The sequence below is a fragment of the Capnocytophaga cynodegmi DSM 19736 genome (assembly GCF_000379185.1).
In the GTDB taxonomy this organism is placed as follows: domain Bacteria; phylum Bacteroidota; class Bacteroidia; order Flavobacteriales; family Flavobacteriaceae; genus Capnocytophaga; species Capnocytophaga cynodegmi.
The window spans coordinates 169959-185533 of sequence record NZ_KB900726.1; the positions used below are offsets into that span (position 1 = coordinate 169959).

At 33.0% G+C, this 15575-nt stretch carries 14 protein-coding genes; 10 read left to right on the forward strand and 4 right to left on the reverse strand.

The window, feature by feature from the left end:
• Position 1: 1 nt before the first annotated feature.
• Both YW9_RS0108305 and YW9_RS0108310 read right to left on the reverse strand, forming a co-directional pair.
• A complete protein-coding gene (locus YW9_RS0108305; protein WP_018279717.1) occupies positions 2-547 on the reverse strand; it encodes a glutathione peroxidase in 546 nt (181 codons plus the stop codon).
• Positions 548-562: 15 nt separating this feature from the next.
• Positions 563-2353: a DUF4091 domain-containing protein gene (locus YW9_RS0108310; RefSeq protein WP_018279718.1), complete on the reverse strand. Its 1791-nt coding sequence runs from the start codon at positions 2351-2353 to the stop codon at positions 563-565.
• 472 nt (positions 2354-2825) lie between these two features.
• Here YW9_RS0108310 and recR point away from each other — a divergent pair, with 472 nt between their 5' ends.
• The 5 genes from recR (at position 2826) to YW9_RS0108335 (ending at position 7435) form a co-directional block, all read left to right on the forward strand.
• Positions 2826-3443 carry a recombination mediator RecR gene (recR, locus tag YW9_RS0108315; protein WP_018279719.1) on the forward strand — a complete coding sequence of 206 codons (618 nt, stop codon included), beginning with the start codon at positions 2826-2828 and terminating at the stop codon, positions 3441-3443.
• A 155-nt stretch (positions 3444-3598) separates the two neighbouring features.
• Positions 3599-4909, forward strand: a complete 1311-nt coding sequence (locus tag YW9_RS0108320; RefSeq protein ID WP_018279720.1) for a dihydrolipoamide acetyltransferase family protein — start codon at positions 3599-3601, stop codon at positions 4907-4909.
• 114 nt (positions 4910-5023) lie between these two features.
• Positions 5024-5377: a 4Fe-4S binding protein gene (locus YW9_RS0108325; protein WP_018279721.1), complete on the forward strand. Its 354-nt coding sequence runs from the start codon at positions 5024-5026 to the stop codon at positions 5375-5377.
• 172 nt (positions 5378-5549) lie between these two features.
• Entirely contained in the window at positions 5550-6689 is a 1140-nt protein-coding gene (locus YW9_RS0108330; protein WP_018279722.1) for an ATP-binding protein, read from the forward strand.
• Complete coding sequence (locus YW9_RS0108335) at positions 6689-7435, forward strand: metallophosphoesterase (protein WP_018279723.1); 747 nt, start codon at positions 6689-6691, stop codon at positions 7433-7435. The genes YW9_RS0108330 and YW9_RS0108335 overlap by 1 nt, the downstream gene beginning before the upstream one ends.
• A gap of 3 nt (positions 7436-7438) precedes the next feature.
• Here the strand turns inward: YW9_RS0108335 and YW9_RS0108340 are convergent, their stop codons facing one another.
• Positions 7439-8857, reverse strand: a complete 1419-nt coding sequence (locus YW9_RS0108340) for an ATP-dependent DNA helicase (protein ID WP_018279724.1) — start codon at positions 8855-8857, stop codon at positions 7439-7441.
• A 114-nt stretch (positions 8858-8971) separates the two neighbouring features.
• On the opposite strand from YW9_RS0108340, the gene YW9_RS0108345 reads away from it, so the two are divergent.
• The gene (locus YW9_RS0108345; RefSeq protein ID WP_018279725.1) at positions 8972-9628 is read left to right on the forward strand and encodes a hypothetical protein; all 657 of its coding nucleotides are present in this window, start codon (positions 8972-8974) and stop codon (positions 9626-9628) included.
• Entirely contained in the window at positions 9582-10445 is an 864-nt protein-coding gene (locus YW9_RS0108350) for a DUF3822 family protein (RefSeq protein WP_231555479.1), read from the forward strand. The genes YW9_RS0108345 and YW9_RS0108350 overlap by 47 nt, the downstream gene beginning before the upstream one ends.
• Before the next feature lie 17 nt (positions 10446-10462).
• Here YW9_RS0108350 and rmuC read toward each other — a convergent pair whose 3' ends face one another.
• Positions 10463-11776 carry a DNA recombination protein RmuC gene (rmuC, locus tag YW9_RS0108355; RefSeq protein WP_018279727.1) on the reverse strand — a complete coding sequence of 438 codons (1314 nt, stop codon included), beginning with the start codon at positions 11774-11776 and terminating at the stop codon, positions 10463-10465.
• Positions 11777-12003: 227 nt separating this feature from the next.
• On the opposite strand from rmuC, the gene YW9_RS0108360 reads away from it, so the two are divergent.
• The 3 genes from YW9_RS0108360 (at position 12004) to YW9_RS0108370 (ending at position 15548) form a co-directional block, all read left to right on the forward strand.
• Entirely contained in the window at positions 12004-12720 is a 717-nt protein-coding gene (locus YW9_RS0108360; RefSeq protein WP_018279728.1) for a hypothetical protein, read from the forward strand.
• A 17-nt stretch (positions 12721-12737) separates the two neighbouring features.
• Complete coding sequence (locus YW9_RS0108365) at positions 12738-13439, forward strand: DUF4197 domain-containing protein (protein ID WP_018279729.1); 702 nt, start codon at positions 12738-12740, stop codon at positions 13437-13439.
• Positions 13440-13526: 87 nt separating this feature from the next.
• Positions 13527-15548, forward strand: coding sequence for a M3 family metallopeptidase (locus YW9_RS0108370; protein WP_018279730.1), 2022 nt, complete (start codon positions 13527-13529; stop codon positions 15546-15548).
• The last annotated feature ends 27 nt before the right edge of the window (positions 15549-15575 follow it).

The following is a 15575-nucleotide window of genomic DNA, read 5'->3' on the forward strand; positions in this document are numbered from 1 at the left end:
ATTATTTCTCAATCCAATCAATAATTTCTTTATCTTGAGGTGAGGTTTTTGGAGCGATTATTTTTTCCAATTTTCCGTCTGCTCCGATAAGATATTTTTGAAAATTCCATTGTACCTCAGAATCTTCAAATCCGTTTAATTTTTTAGAAGTCAAGAATTTATATAAAGGATGTGTATCTTCTCCTTTTACAGAAATTTTTTCCATCATTGGGAAACTTACACCATAGTTAATTTTACAAAATTCTGCAATTTCATTGTTGCTACCAGGCTCTTGCGATTTAAAATTATTAGCAGGAAATCCAATGATAATGAAGTTGTTATCTTTATATTTTTGATACAAAGCTTCCAACCTTTCATACTGAGGAGTCAGTCCGCACTTTGAAGCGGTATTTACAATCATTACCTTTTTGCCTTTCAACTGAGAGAGAGCAAAATCATCTCCGTATATATCTTTTACAACAAATTGATATATAGTATTTTGTGTTTTTTGTTGTGCATTTGAAAATCCGAATATGCACAAAGCCAATATTGTAACTAATTTATTCATATTTATTTTATTGATTTATAATGAATTAACAACTTCTCTTGCTTTTTTTGTAACTTCCGATGCAGGATTTTGAGGTAAAGTGTTTTCATCGAAAAGTTGCAAAACATTCTTTATTTTTTTGAGTGCTTCAGTGTTCTGTTTTTGGTGAAATTCCTCACGTAAAATATTTACCTTTTCATAAAATTGGATACCTTCTACCATTCGCTCGAAACGTACAGAACTTCTTCCCATCGGATAAATCAGGTAAGTATCTCCTGCCGCCCAAGCCCTAAAACGGCTGTCTAACAAAGGTTCTGACGTCCAGCTGTTTAATGCCCAACGCAAATATCCGTCCAGATTATCTTTCGCGGCATACCACGCTAACCATTCACTTTCAGCGGGTTTGTTAAAAGTAAAAGTATTTGGGTAAGGTTCTGTACAACAAGTATAATAGGTGGTTACTTTGCCCTGTTGTTGCCTTTTTTCGAGGATTTTTTGTTCGTATTTGGTACTCAACGGAACGCAATAGTCATCGAGGTAAGGCTCTAACTCCTGATGCCAATCACCCGCCAGAGATATTTTGAAATTAGGGTCAGCGTTCTTAATGATTTTCAACACTTTCTGCATTACTTCTTTGGGGCGTTCATCCATTGAAATGTACGTTTTTTCAAACCAACCTTTTGTTTTCAGATGTTTCGCAAAGGCGGTGAGCATTGCTGTCCACATTGTTTCATATTCAGGCTCTCCTGGTTGTGTTTTAATGACTTGTAACTGATTTGTCGCTTGGTCGAAGTATTGAAATGACAATTTCCAAGGAACCATTGAATAACAATTGATTTGCTTGGTTATCCCCATTTCGTGCATAAATTCAATCCATTTGTCAAATACTGCAAAATCAAAGTGCCACGAGCCATCTAACTTCTTCATCCACATAGCCATAGAATTGAAAGGGTCTTGTGTTTGTCCGCCCCAAGGTTCGTACATTATGGAAGCCGTTATGGATTTTCCTCCCGCATCAGCATATAGTTTCATTTCTCTTTTCAGATATTCAAAATGAGCTTCTGACCAAGGCGTTACACCAAAATAACGAGCCACAGCATACGGATTTTGCCATAAATCCAAATGAAACTTCCAATCTTTCGGTTGTGGTAAAGTACGTTGTAAAACCTGAACTTCAAAAGGTAATTTTTTCAGGATTTTTGTTTTGTTTTTCAGAGTTACAAAACCTTTATAATTACCTGCCTTTGTATTTTGAGGTATTTGCAGTTTTAGCCAAATACCACGAGATGAGTATTTTGCAACTTCTATTTTTTTTGTGTGATGATCAAGAACATCAGCGACGAGGGTAGAATCAAAATCAGTGGGTTTACGATATCCGCAACCTCCTTTACCATCTTTGTTGAGTTCGTCGGTCATTACATAACGCACAAAAGCTGTTTGAAAATGCTCTTTGCTAATTCTGTTTTTACCGCTTTTTAAATCTGAAACCTCTACGGATATTTCTATATCTTTATCTGCATTTGAAATGCCTATTTGAGCAGAAATACGCTCTCCTTTCCAAGCTTTTAGGTGTTTGGTTGTTTCCAGATAAAGAATAGGTTCCTCCTTTTTATAACGAATGTCTGTTGAACCCCAACCTATATGGATTCCTTTTATTGAACTCCAATTTTGCAAATTAGCTGTCACAGGATTAGACAATTCCATATATTTTTCAGTAGAAAATGCCTCTTTTTCAGTCTTTAATCCTGATGAAGTAACTCCTTCTTGATTTTGTGAAAAGCCCACCAATCCTATAAAGTATAACAAGATGAATATCTTTGATTTCATTCTTTTTCAAGTTCTTAATCGACTGCAAATTTAAGTAAAAAAACAAAAGAAACAAGAATCATTCAGATATGATTATTATTTGAATTTATATGAAAAGAAAAAGCCCATTTTTTTAAATGGGCTCTCAAGCTTAAAACTAACTAATTCGTTATGAAGAGAAACAATAACTATTTCAAAATGAATATGAAAAAGTAATCTTCATAATGGATTGCAAACGGAATATAAAAAATATATCACTTTGCGATGACGAACAATATTACTAACAACACTGCAAAGGTATGTAAGTTTTTTATTTTTACAAAATTAATTTAGATTTATTTTAAATAAAATGTTTTAGTTGTTCATTTTCAATTAATTGTATTTTTCAATAATCAATGAAAATAAATGTAAAATACGTTTGACTAATGAATGTATTTTTGATTTTTAGATATTTCTGTTGAAAGAAAACTTGAGTTTTGTTTACCTTTGCACAATGGAATTTTCATCAAAACTTTTAGAAAATGCAGTTTATGAAATAGCACAATTGCCTGGTATCGGGAAAAGAACTGCATTGCGTCTTGCATTACATCTTTTAAAACAACCTGAAGAACAATCTGTTAGAATGGCAAATGCGATACTGAATTTACGTACAAATATTCAGTATTGTAATAATTGTCATAATATTTCAGATGTTGATATTTGTGAAATTTGTAGCAGTCCCAGTCGAGAAACAGGGATTATTTGTGTGGTAGAGGATTTTCGTGATGTGATGGCTATTGAAAATACAGGGCAATTTTTTGGTCAGTATCACGTTTTAGGCGGGAAAATTTCACCTATTGACGGGATAGGTCCTTCAAATTTAAATATCAGTTCTTTAGTCAAAAAAGTAGAAACAGGAAATGTTAAGGAACTTATTTTTGCATTAAGCAATACTATGGAAGGAGATACGACAAACTTCTATATTTTCAGGCAAATAGAAAAATACAACATTACAATTTCAACTATAGCAAGAGGTATTTCTGTGGGAGGTGAGTTGGAATATGCCGATGAAGTTACTTTAGGCAGAAGTATCACACAAAGAATTCCTTTTGAACATTCTTTAAAAAGCTGAAAATGAAAAAAGATAATTCTTAGCAATGAAAATTTCAAGATTATTTAACACTTGAAGATAGTTAGTTCAATTTTTTTTTATACCTTTGGACTTGTTTTACATATGTTTAAAATGATTGGCGTAATAACTAATCTCTAACCACTATAATTAAGAAAATGGCTAAATACGAATTAAAATTACCCAAAATGGGAGAAAGTGTTGCAGAAGCAACAATTACAAATTGGTTAAAGAAAGTAGGAGAGACAATTGAGGCAGAAGAAGGTGTTGTTGAAGTAGCTACAGATAAGGTAGATACAGAAGTTATTTCAGAGGTTTCAGGAGTACTTGTTGAGATTCGTTGTCAGACTGACCAAGTAGTTAAAGTTGGTGAAGTGATGGCTATTCTTGAAATAGAGGGAGAACAAGAAGCAAAACAGGAGACAAAAACTGTGGTTGCTGCTAAAGAAATTGAAAAAGAAATTACCGAAATAAAAGAAACAACATTACAGACTGAGTCCTTAAACTTTGGAGGTTCAAGCTCAGAGCGATTCTACTCTCCTTTGGTTAAAAGTATTGCTAAAAAGGAAGGAATTTCATTACAGGAATTAGAAAAAATTGCAGGTACTGGAGCTGATAATCGGGTAACGAAACAAGATATGCTTGATTATTTGGAAAACAGAGTAGAGGCTTCGTCTGGGCTACAACAAAATACGATGATTCAAACTCCTGTAATTCAAACTGAAATTTCTGCTGAAAGAAAATCTGAATTGATAGGAAAAGGTAACGAGTTGATTCCAATGTCGCGAATGGGGAAACTCATCGCAGAGCATATGACACATAGCAAACACACTTCACCTCACGTTCAGAGTTTTATTGAAGTGGATATGACTCGAGTTTGGAACTGGCGTAACAAAGTTAAAAAGGCGTTTGAAGAGCGTGAAAGAGAAAAGTTCACCTTTACTCCTATATTTATGGAGGCGGTAGCTAAAGCTCTTATTGAGTATCCAATGATGAATATATCAGTTGAAGGGTCAACCATAATCAAAAAGAAAAATATAAATGTTGGTATGGCTACAGCTTTGCCTGATGGTAACCTTATTGTTCCTGTAATTAAAAATGCTGACCAATTGAGTTTGAGAGGTATGGCAAAAGCTGTAAATGATTTAGCTACACGTGCCAGAGCAGGTCAACTGGCTCCTGATGAAGTAAAGGACGGAACTTATACAGTTACAAATATTGGTTCATTTGGTACGTTATTCGGTACCCCTATTATCAATCAGCCACAAGTTGGTATTTTAGCGGTTGGTGCAATTCAAAAAGTTCCTGCTGTTATTGAAACTCCCGAAGGAGATGTAATAGGAATCCGTCATAAAATGATTCTATCACATAGCTATGATCATCGTGTTGTAAATGGTGCCTTAGGAGGGATGTTTATTCAATTTATAGCTAAATATCTTGAAAATTGGGATATAAATAGACAATTATAATCATTCTAAATTATTGATTTCATTGTACTTTTAAGCCTTCTGATACAATCGTTATATTTAAAAAATAACGTATCTTTGCCCCCATAATTTTTTAAACGAGAAAACTATAAATTTATGGCAATAAAGATTACTGATGATTGTATAAATTGTGGAGCCTGTGAACCTGAATGTCCTAACAACGCTATTTATGAAGGAGCTGATGATTGGCGTTATAGCGATGGAACAGCTTTGAAGGGCGAAATAGTTTTACCCAATGGGAAACAGCTCAATGCAGATCAAGTACAAGAACCCGTTAGTGATGATTTCTATTTTATTGTAACTGATAAATGTACAGAATGCATAGGGTTTCACGAAGAGCCACAATGTGCAGCTGTCTGCCCTGTTGATTGTTGTATTCCTGACGAAGATAATCAAGAAACAACAGAGGAGCTTCAGGCAAAGAAAAGATTTTTGCACAACGAGGAATAAAGCAAAAACAAAGGTTAAACCTCCAATTTTTGAAATTCAAAGGTTGGGGGTTTTTGCTATATAAAAAGAAATCCGAAATATTACTAAAATTGCTTTTCAAAAAATAAATTATATCTTTGTGATGCAGAACTTATTGGTTTTGAAGCGAAAATCATAAATAAATTTTGAGTCAGTGGTCAATAAACGTTTATTAATAAAAAATTTATTAGGACATAGTGATGAAAATAGTTTCTATGACCGAAAGCGATTTATTGACCTGAATACAAGAGAAGGAAAGGCAAAGTTTCTGAAGATAATTTGTGCTTTAGCAAATTCTAACCCGTATAATAAAGCATTCATTATCATAGGTGTAGAAGATGAGTCTCGAGAAATAGTAGGAGTCGATTTTTTCGATGATAGTCGTATTCAAAATCTGATAAATTCTTATTTAAACAATGCTCCTTCAATCACTTATGAAAATATTATTTTTCCAGATTTACCCAATGATAAGGTTGTAGGACTGGTAACAGTTACTTCATCAAAGCAAGTTTGCTCACTTTCAAAAGGGATATGGAAGTACGCTAAAGATACAATTTTTAAAAGGGAAGGAAGTAATAGCAAAATACAAAATGATGATTTTCTGTTGGAAGATTTTAATTCTGAAATAGTTCAGCAAATTGAGAAAATTTCAAGCAATAGCATACAGCACACTTTGGATGGGGTTATTAATTTTATAAATCATCGTCATAAAGATTTAGAATCACATTATCTGGTTTTTAGAGAACAATTTGTGCTTTGTTGGGCTGGTAAACCCAAGCTCGTTGAAGATAAGAAAATGTACTCCAGAGTTGATATTGAGCTTATTAACGAACAAGTGCGTTTGTTTTTTTCTAATCTTGATAAAGTTGAAATTTGTGTTGAAGAAAATACGTTTTCTGTAACGGAGTATATTTATTTAGGGATTGAAAATCAGAAAGATTACTATCCTTTGGAACTTGTTCAGATTCATTTTTTTAACAACGGGAGCTATAAAATAGAACAGAAACTCATATTTTCTCCTCCTATTTACGATGAAAAGAAAATATGTGATATATGGAGCGAAAAACGGCCTATTTTAGAAAAAATAATTGATAATCAGCTTTTAACAGAACAAGAATTAAGGCAAATTCCAACATTACCTTCAATATGTTTAGAATGTTATTTGAACGGACATTTGGAAGTGAAAGAATTGTTGGAAATGTCGCGACCAAAGCTGAAAGAGATTGATATAGAGGCTTATAAATCATTAAAAGAAGCATTAAGAATATTGCGAAAATTAAAATATAATCGTTGATGAATAGACTAACTACTAACCCTCGACGTACTTTAGTCGTTGGAGATATTCACGGAGCGTACAAGGCTCTGGTTCAAGTAATTCAAAGAGTAAAAATAAGGAAAAATGATTTTTTCATATTTTTAGGAGATTATTCAGATGGTTGGAGTCAAACTCCTGAAGTGCTTGATTTTTTACTGCAATTTAGAAAACATTATAGTTGCCTGTTCATCAGAGGAAATCACGATGCTCTTTGTCTGGAATTTTTGCAAGGAGCTTCAATGGATAAAATGTGGTATTATCACGGGGGAGATGCAACGGAAAAGGCCTATCAAAATGCTTCAGAAGAAGTGAAACAAAGGCACATCAAATTTTTATCTGAATTAGAAAATTATTATTTAGATAGCAATAACCGATTGTTTGTTCACGCAGGATTTACCAATCTCAGAGGAGTTGATTTCGAGTATTTTCCAGAAATGTTCTATTGGGATAGAACTCTTTGGGAATTAGCAACATCGGTAAAAACTTCACCTGAACATAGTAAGTATCCAAGTAGATTGTTGCTATATTCAGAAACATTTATAGGGCATACGCCTACCACTCGTTTAGGGTGTGATAAACCAATGACAGCCAATAATGTATGGAACGTAGATACAGGTGCAGCATTCAAAGGTAGAGTTTCAATTATGGATATTGATACCAAAGAATACTGGCAAAGTGATCCCGTTTTTGAGCTTTATCCTGATGAAAAAGGAAGGAATAAATAGAGTTTATTCAAAATCTTCTGTCTGAAAATTAATTAGATATACTTTTTTAACCGCACGAGTCAGAGCTGTGTAAAGCCACCGCAGATAATTATCATCAATACCATTGGGAAGATAGGGTTTTTCAATAAAAACAACATCCCATTGCCCACCCTGACTTTTATGACAGGTAATAGCATATGAAAATTTGACTTGTAAGGCGTTAAAAAAAGGATTTTCTTTAACTTTCAGATACTTTTTATACGCCGAAGTTTCATCTTGATAATCAAGTAAGACTTCTTCGTAAAGGCGGTTGCTTTCTTGATGTGTAAGTGATGGACTTTCAGTTTCGAGGGTATCCAACAAAAGAATCGTGTCAAAAGGAGGATAGTCTGGATAATCAATAAGTTGTACTTGAACTTCAGCAAATCGAAATCCGTATAACTCACGAAAAGCGTAGATTTGAAGTACTTCCAGAGTGTCACCATTGGCGATAAAACTCACTTTAGGAGAATCCTTTAACCAGTAATAATTATTTTTCACAACCATAAGTAAATCTCCTGCTGAAAGGTCATTTTCATTGTCTAAAATTACTTTTCGGATTTGCCTGTTATAAAGTGCAGCTCTTTTATTTGAGCGGACAATAATTGCTGTTTGTTCCAATCCATAGTTTGAGTATGAGCTTTCTATAGCTTCCTGAATTTCAGTTCCTTCAGCTAATTGAACTATGTCTCTGAAATTTCTAGTTTTGAAATTAAATTTTTTCTGAATAGAAAAGTTAAAAAGGATTTCTCTAAGTTTTGTTGCATTGTACAAAATACCAGATTTTTTTTCTTGTCTTACAACTTCATTGAGTTCAATATGAGATACTTCCTTATTATAGCGAATTTCTAAATTTCGGATATCTAAAGCAGGACTATAATCAGAATTAACAGGAGGCAACTGAGCAGAATCTCCCATCAATAGTAATTTACAACCTTGTCCAGAATAGACATATGTTATGAGATTATCTAAAAGAGAATTTTGTTCAAAGAAATGTTCATTGTTATCTGTAATCATCGAGGCTTCATCTACAATGAATAGTGTGTCTTTGAATTTGTTGATTTTCAGTGTAAAAGAAAATTCTCCTCCGTTCGTTTTCGGAAAATAAATATGTCTGTGAATGGTAAAAGCTTGTTGTTTAGCAAAATTGGACATTACCTTTGAAGCCCGCCCAGTGGGAGCAAGAAGAACAGCTTTATGCCCAATAGAAGGCAGGTTTTTAATCAAACAATTGATAATTGAAGTTTTTCCTGTTCCTGCGAATCCTTTAAGTAAAAATAATTTTTCAGAAGAATTCTTATCTAATAAAAATTCTGTAATTAGTTGCAAAGCAATATTTTGTGATGCTGTAGGATTATGGGGAAAAGTATTTAAAAGATTGTTTAGAAAGGTATTTTTATCCATTGATGAATTTATATGGAGCCAAAAATATAATTTTTTTTCTCAAAAAGCTTTTTTGAATAAAAAAAAATTGTAGCTTTGCAGTAAACCAGTCAAGAAAAAAAATATTTTTAAAAGATGAAAAAAATTTTACAAATTGCGCTTTGGGCTGTTGGCTTATTTTTTTGTTTTATGATTTACAAATCGGTTACCGGTCCTATTGAGTTTAACAAAATTAAAACAGAGCGTTACACAGCAGTAATTGGGAAATTAAAAGATATTCGCGATGCTCAAGAGGCACATCGGGTTGTGACAGGAAAATACGCAAATAGTTTCGATGACCTGACTAAGTTTATTGAAAATGAGAAGTTCACTATTACTTCTCAACGTGACACGAGCTGGACAGAATACGATAAAACGTTCAAAATTGATGTTCTAAAACAAGGTGTTGTAGTTGATACTTTGGGATATGTGTCAGTTAAAGATTCTTTGTTTAAAAACTCGGATCGTTACAAAAACCTAAGATATGTTCCTTTTGCTGAAAATCCGAAAGAAGAGTTTGTTTTGAAAACAGCTTCTCTTGACAAAAATGGGTATTCGGCTTCAGTTTTTGAGGTTTCTGTGCCTAAAATTAAGGTGCTTTGGGGACTTGATAAAAACGAGGTAGAAAAGGAAGTTGTAAAAAATTCAGTAGAAGATGTTAAAGGTGCGGATATCAAAGTAGGTTCTTTGGAAGAGCTAAGTACAAATGGTAACTGGCCTACGTCATACGATGCAAAGACAGCAAGAAAATAGTATATTCAGAACTTATTTCAAGGAATTGTCCATTCAAATTAACTTGGATGGACTTTCTTTTTGTGTTTTCAATCCTGTGCTAAATTATGTTGAATCGATTTATAATTTTCCTATAAACTTCAACTATAAAAACAAGCAAGATATTGAAAGAGAAGTCTGTAGTGTTTTGGACTCTGAAGAAGATTTGCGACAGGATTTTAACAACATTAAAGTATTCCATAACACACCCATATTTACATTTATTCCACAGGCTCTTTTTATGGGCAAGAAGGAAGCGATAGAATACTTAAAATATAGCATTGATGTTTCTTCTTTGAAGGAAAATTTCGTTGAATATGACAAAATTATCCCTATCGAAACGGTTAATGTTTTTGTGCCAGATGTTTTCATAAATAACATTCTGGTTGATTATTATGGTGCATTTGAATCTCAGCATTTTGCATCATCATTATTACGAATGTTACTAAAGCATTATGCCTCACACGCTTATGAGATTATGTATGTGTATGCAGAACAAAGCTCGTTTTATTTTGTAGTTTTCAGAGATAAGAAATTGTATTATTTCAACCGATTTGAATATCAAACGATGGACGATTTTCTCTATTATATTCTTTTTTCTGTTGAACAGCTGAATATAAATACGGAAAGAGTTCCGTTGTATTTCATTGGAGATATGAATATTAACTCCTTAATGAGTGAACGAGTAAGAAAATATATAAAGTATATCTATCTAATGAAACACAATAAAAACTATTACTCCGAAGGAATGGACGAGGGGTTAATTCACCGAAATTTTGTGCTTACGCAATCTTTTTAATAGAAATAAGTCAATTTTTATTTATCATCATCAGGCATTGCTCTTTTTAGGATAGCTTCTGGGATTGATTTCTTTGATTTTACTCCCATTATTTTCAATTTTTCGATGCTACGAACAATATTTCCCTTTCCTTCAACCAATTTATTCATAGCATTACCATATTCGGACTTGGCTTCGTCCATTTTTTTGCCTATCTTTATCAAATCAGTGATGAAACCTTCAAATTTGTCGTACAAAGCTCCTGCCTGACGTGAAATTTCATACGCATTTTCTTGTTGTTTTTGATTTGTCCACATTGAATCAATGGTACGAAGTGTAGCCAACAATGTAGTTGGAGTCACAATAACGATATTTTGAGCAAAAGCCTTTGTGTATAATGAATCATCATTTTGCAGAGCAATCGCAAAAGCAGGTTCTATAGGAATGAACATTAATACAAAATCAGGGCTATTGGTGTACAAATCCTCATATTTTTTTCCTGAAAGTTGGTCAATATGCCTTTTGATTGAATTGATATGCTGCTTCAAAAAGATAGGTTTTTCTTCATCTTCAGCATTTACAAAGCGTTCATAATCAGTTAAAGATACTTTTGAGTCGATAATCATTTTTTTTCCGTCAGGCAGATGAATTATTACATCAGGAATAACCCTTGAACCATCTTCTCTGACAAAAGATTCCTGAATGGTGTATTCTCTTCCTTTTTCCAAATTTGATTTTTCCAGTACTTTTTCCAATACCAATTCACCCCAGTTTCCTTGTATCTTGCTATCTCCTTTGAGAGCTTTGGTTAGGTTTTCAGCTTCTTTAGTGATGCGTAAATTTTGATTCTGTAGGTCGGTAAGTTGTTGTTTTAGAGCGGAATGAATGCTTATGTTTTCCTTTTGACTATGTTCTACTTTTTGTTCAAAATCTTTGATTTTTTCTTGTAATGGGCTTAAAATGTTTTTCAGATTTTCTTTGTTTTGTTCTGTGAATTTTGAAGATTTTTCTTCCAGAATTTTGTTGGCTAAATTCTCAAATTCTTTCGAAAATTTCTCTTGCAAAAGTTCAGTTTCTTTTGATTTTTCTTTCAATTTGGTTAGTAAAAACTCTTTTTCGGATTCATTTTTGGTTAAAAGCAGGTTTAGTTCATCTTTTTGGTCCCTGAAATCCTCTTTTTCTTGCTTTTCGATGGCTAAAAGTTGCTGTAATTCTTCCAAAGAGCGTTGTTGTAACTCTTCTCGGTTTTTATTTGACGAAATTAAGTTTTCAGTTTTTATTTTGTTTATGTAAGTTCCTAAAAAGAAGCCAATTGCTAGACAAATAATACTAATAATGATATATAAAAACATAGTTTAATTTTTTTGAGAATTAGAGAAAAAAGTAAAGGCACAAAGGTATTAAAATAATGAAAAATAACAATGATATTCGCTTTATAGGAAAATAATTTAGTTTTTTTCTTGTTATGACGATATTTTTATATATTTGCGGGATATAAAAATAATTTGTTAATATTTGATACGAAAATTAGGTGTTTTATACTCTTTTTTAACAAGAATTAAATTATAATTCATATAAAATGATTTTATTGGATATTTTAAAAGATGCTTTCAAAATATATCGTAAATCTTTCTTGGATATTATTTTGGGTTCAATTTCTGTGATTTCGATTATTTTGGGAATATATATGCTGATTTTTTCCACACTTTTTGGTGTATCACAGGAATATTTAATGAAAAACGTAATTGAAAATCCTCAGATTGTTCAAGATATAATTTCAACACCGCAATTTCAAATAAAATTCAATTTGTTTATAGTGTTGATTAAATGTATTATAGCCCCGATGTCAGCAGGATTTTATAAGATTTTCGATATGAGAGAAAGAGGGGAGGAAATAAACTACAAAATACTTTTTTCGTATTATAATTCCTCTTTTACAGCGAGGATTTTAGGTTTTGTAATTGGACTTATGGCGGTGAAGTTGCTCATAGAATTTCTTCTCCTAAAATTAGGACTTGGAACTGTAAGTTTCTCTTTGTCAGTAATATTGTCTTTGTTATTTACTTTAACAATACCAATTATTATTTTTGAAAATAAGTCACTTAAAAGTTCAATGAAGCAAAGTTCGGCGAGTGTGTCTCTACAAATGTTCACTGCCTTGATTGCTTTGCTTGTAGGTGTAGTTTTAGGATTTTCAGGAGTTTTGTTATTTGGTTTTGGTATTGTATTGACATTACCTCTACTTTACGCTATAAATTATAGTCTGTATCGACATATAAATCAACAAATTAATTAAGAAATAAAAATAAAACGATGAGAAAAACAATTTTTCCACTACTTTTAGTAGCTTCATTAACTCTAAATAGTTGTGGGGAGCTACAACAGGTTATCAATTCAACGTATTCAAACACAGGATTTAATGTCGCTGATGGATTGAAACAAGCATTGGAATTTGGAGTGTCAAACGGAGTGAACATACTTAGTAAAGACGGAGGATATTTTAGAGATCAGGCTGTTCGTATTTTACTTCCTGATGAGTTGAAAAAGGTGGATTCTGCCTTGCGAAGCATCGGATTAGCATCACTAGCTGATGAAGGTTTGAAAATATTAAATAAAGCTGCTGAAAATGCTGTAAATGAGGCTAAACCTATCTTTATTTCGGCTATAAAAGGAATGACGTTTAACGATGCAATGGCAATATTGAAAGGAGATTCACAAGCCGCAACAACATATCTCAAAAATAATACATTTTCTGCTTTACAAGAGGCATTTGCTCCCAAAATACAGGCTTCACTAAGTCAGGTGGGAGCTGATGAAATTTGGAGCAATATCATCAATAAATACAATCAAATTCCATTTGTGAAAAAGGTTGAGCCTAATCTTACGTCATACGTTACAACACAGGCAATCAACGGATTATTTGTAAAGGTTGGAGATAAAGAAAAAGAAATCAGAACTAATATATCAGCAAGAACGACATCGCTCCTGAAATCCGTTTTTGCTCTGCAAGATTAATGACCATAAAATTACAACAAAATGAGGATAAAATTTATAACATTATGTGCTATCGCTTTTTGTGGTAGTCTTAAAGCACAGCAGACTATGAATAAACCTATTTTTACAACGCCTTATCAATCAACACCTTTTGGTGATTATAAGGTAGAAGATTTTAAATCAGCTATCGAACAAGCAATTTCTGAAAGTTTGAAAGAGATTGATAAAATTGCTAACTCAAAAACCAAACCAACTTTTAAAAATACGATTGAAGCTTTGGCTTTTAATGGGGAAAAGTTGGGGCGACTTACAATGATGTTTTTTAACTTGAATAGTGCAGAAACCAGCAAAGAATTACAAAAAGAAGCACAAAGCATTTCTCCTATGCTAAGTGATTATGAAAATGATATTCGATTGAATGCCAAACTTTTTGCTCGAGTAAAAGAAGTGTATAACAATCGTGAAAAACTAAAGTTATCTCCCGAAGAAACTACATTGTTGGACAAGACTTATAAAGGATTTACACGTAATGGGGCTAATTTATCTGAGAGCCAGAAGCAACGTTTGCGAGAAATAGATAAGCAACTATCAACTTTAAGTCTTCGTTTTGGAGAAAATGTATTAGCTGAAACACAAGCTTTTGAATTACATATTACTGATGAAAAGGATTTAAAAGGGCTACCTGAATTTGCTATTGAGGCAGCGGCACAAACCGCTTCAGACCGAAATAAAAAAGGTTGGATATTCACTTTGGATTTTCCGAGTTATAGTGCTTTTGTAAAATATGCTGAAAACAGAGATTTGCGTAAGAAGATGTTTGTAGCCTTCGCAAGTCGTGGCTTTAACAAAAATGTTAATAACAATGAGAAAAACATTTTAGAGATTGTTAAATTACGCGACGAACGTGCTAAACTATTAGGATACAACAATTATGCTGCTTTTGTTTTGGAAGAAAGAATGGCGGATACTCCTGAAATTGTAAATAATTTTCTTAACGACTTGTTGAAAAAAGCTAAACCTGCAGCTCAACGAGAGTTGGAAGAGTTGAAAGCATTTGCTCAGAAACGCGATGGAGTTACTGATTTTCAGAAATGGGATTTTACTTTTTATAGTGAAAAATTGAAACAAGAAAAATTCAGTTTGGACGACGAAAAATTAAAGCCATATTTCAAATTAGAAAATGCGGTAAATGGAATGTTTCAAGTAGCGAATAAGCTTTATGGCTTGAATTTTAAAAAGATTGATACTATTGAAAAGTACCACGAAGAAGTTGATACTTATTTAGTTACAGATGAGAAAGGTGAGTACATTTCATTGTTCTACACTGATTTTTTCCCCAGACCAGGTAAAAGAGCAGGAGCTTGGATGTCATCTTTTAAAAATCAACACAAACGCAATGGCGAAAATTCACGTCCGCATATAACCATTGTTTGTAATTTCACACGTCCGACCAAAACCCAGCCCTCGTTGCTGAGCTTTTACGAAGTTCGTACACTTTTCCACGAATTTGGACACGCTTTACACGGAATTCTTGCCAATACGACGTATCCTAACTTAAGCGGAACTAGTGTTTCTCGTGATTTTGTTGAATTGCCAAGTCAAGTTTTGGAAAATTGGTGTTATGAAAAAGAGGCTTTGTCGTTGTTCGCTACACATTATCAAACTAATGAGTTGATTACTATGGAGTTGGTTGAAAAAATAAAAGAATCTTCTTCTTTTATGGAAGGACTACAAACAATGCGTCAACTTAGTTTTGGAATATTGGATATGGCTTGGCATACTGCTGATCCTAAAGCGATCAAGAGTGTAAAAGAATTTGAAGATAAAGCCGTTGCGGTTACTGAATTATATCCTATGATTGCTGAATCTTGTTTCTCAACAGCATTTTCTCACATCTTTCAAGGAGGTTATGCAGCAGGATATTATAGTTACAAATGGTCGGAAGTGTTAGATGCTGATGCTTTTGAAGTGTTTTCTACAAATGGTATTTTCGATAAGAATACAGCTAAAAGTTTCAAAGATAATGTATTGAGCAAAGGAGGAAGTGAAAAACCGATGGAACTTTACAAGCGTTTCAGAGGAAAAGAACCTTCTCCAGATGCATTGCTAAAACGTGCTGGACTTATGTAGTATTCAGCTTTAAAGGTAAAGTACTAT

Excerpts from the sequence above, each read along its gene's own strand:
- YW9_RS0108360 (WP_018279728.1), top strand. The coding sequence starts at position 12,004 with ATGATTTTATTGGATATTTTAAAAGATGCTTTCAAAATATATCGTAAA.
- YW9_RS0108370 (WP_018279730.1), top strand. The coding sequence starts at position 13,527 with ATGAATAAACCTATTTTTACAACGCCTTATCAATCAACACCTTTTGGT.
- YW9_RS0108335 (WP_018279723.1), top strand. The coding sequence starts at position 6,689 with ATGAATAGACTAACTACTAACCCTCGACGTACTTTAGTCGTTGGAGAT.
- YW9_RS0108310 (WP_018279718.1), bottom strand. The coding sequence starts at position 2,353 with ATGAAATCAAAGATATTCATCTTGTTATACTTTATAGGATTGGTGGGC.
- YW9_RS0108350 (WP_231555479.1), top strand. The coding sequence starts at position 9,582 with ATGGTAACTGGCCTACGTCATACGATGCAAAGACAGCAAGAAAATAGT.
- YW9_RS0108325 (WP_018279721.1), top strand. The coding sequence starts at position 5,024 with ATGGCAATAAAGATTACTGATGATTGTATAAATTGTGGAGCCTGTGAA.
- YW9_RS0108320 (WP_018279720.1), top strand. The coding sequence starts at position 3,599 with ATGGCTAAATACGAATTAAAATTACCCAAAATGGGAGAAAGTGTTGCA.
- YW9_RS0108305 (WP_018279717.1), bottom strand. The coding sequence starts at position 547 with ATGAATAAATTAGTTACAATATTGGCTTTGTGCATATTCGGATTTTCA.
- YW9_RS0108340 (WP_018279724.1), bottom strand. The coding sequence starts at position 8,857 with ATGGATAAAAATACCTTTCTAAACAATCTTTTAAATACTTTTCCCCAT.
- YW9_RS0108345 (WP_018279725.1), top strand. The coding sequence starts at position 8,972 with ATGAAAAAAATTTTACAAATTGCGCTTTGGGCTGTTGGCTTATTTTTT.
- recR (WP_018279719.1), top strand. The coding sequence starts at position 2,826 with ATGGAATTTTCATCAAAACTTTTAGAAAATGCAGTTTATGAAATAGCA.
- rmuC (WP_018279727.1), bottom strand. The coding sequence starts at position 11,776 with ATGTTTTTATATATCATTATTAGTATTATTTGTCTAGCAATTGGCTTC.
- YW9_RS0108365 (WP_018279729.1), top strand. The coding sequence starts at position 12,738 with ATGAGAAAAACAATTTTTCCACTACTTTTAGTAGCTTCATTAACTCTA.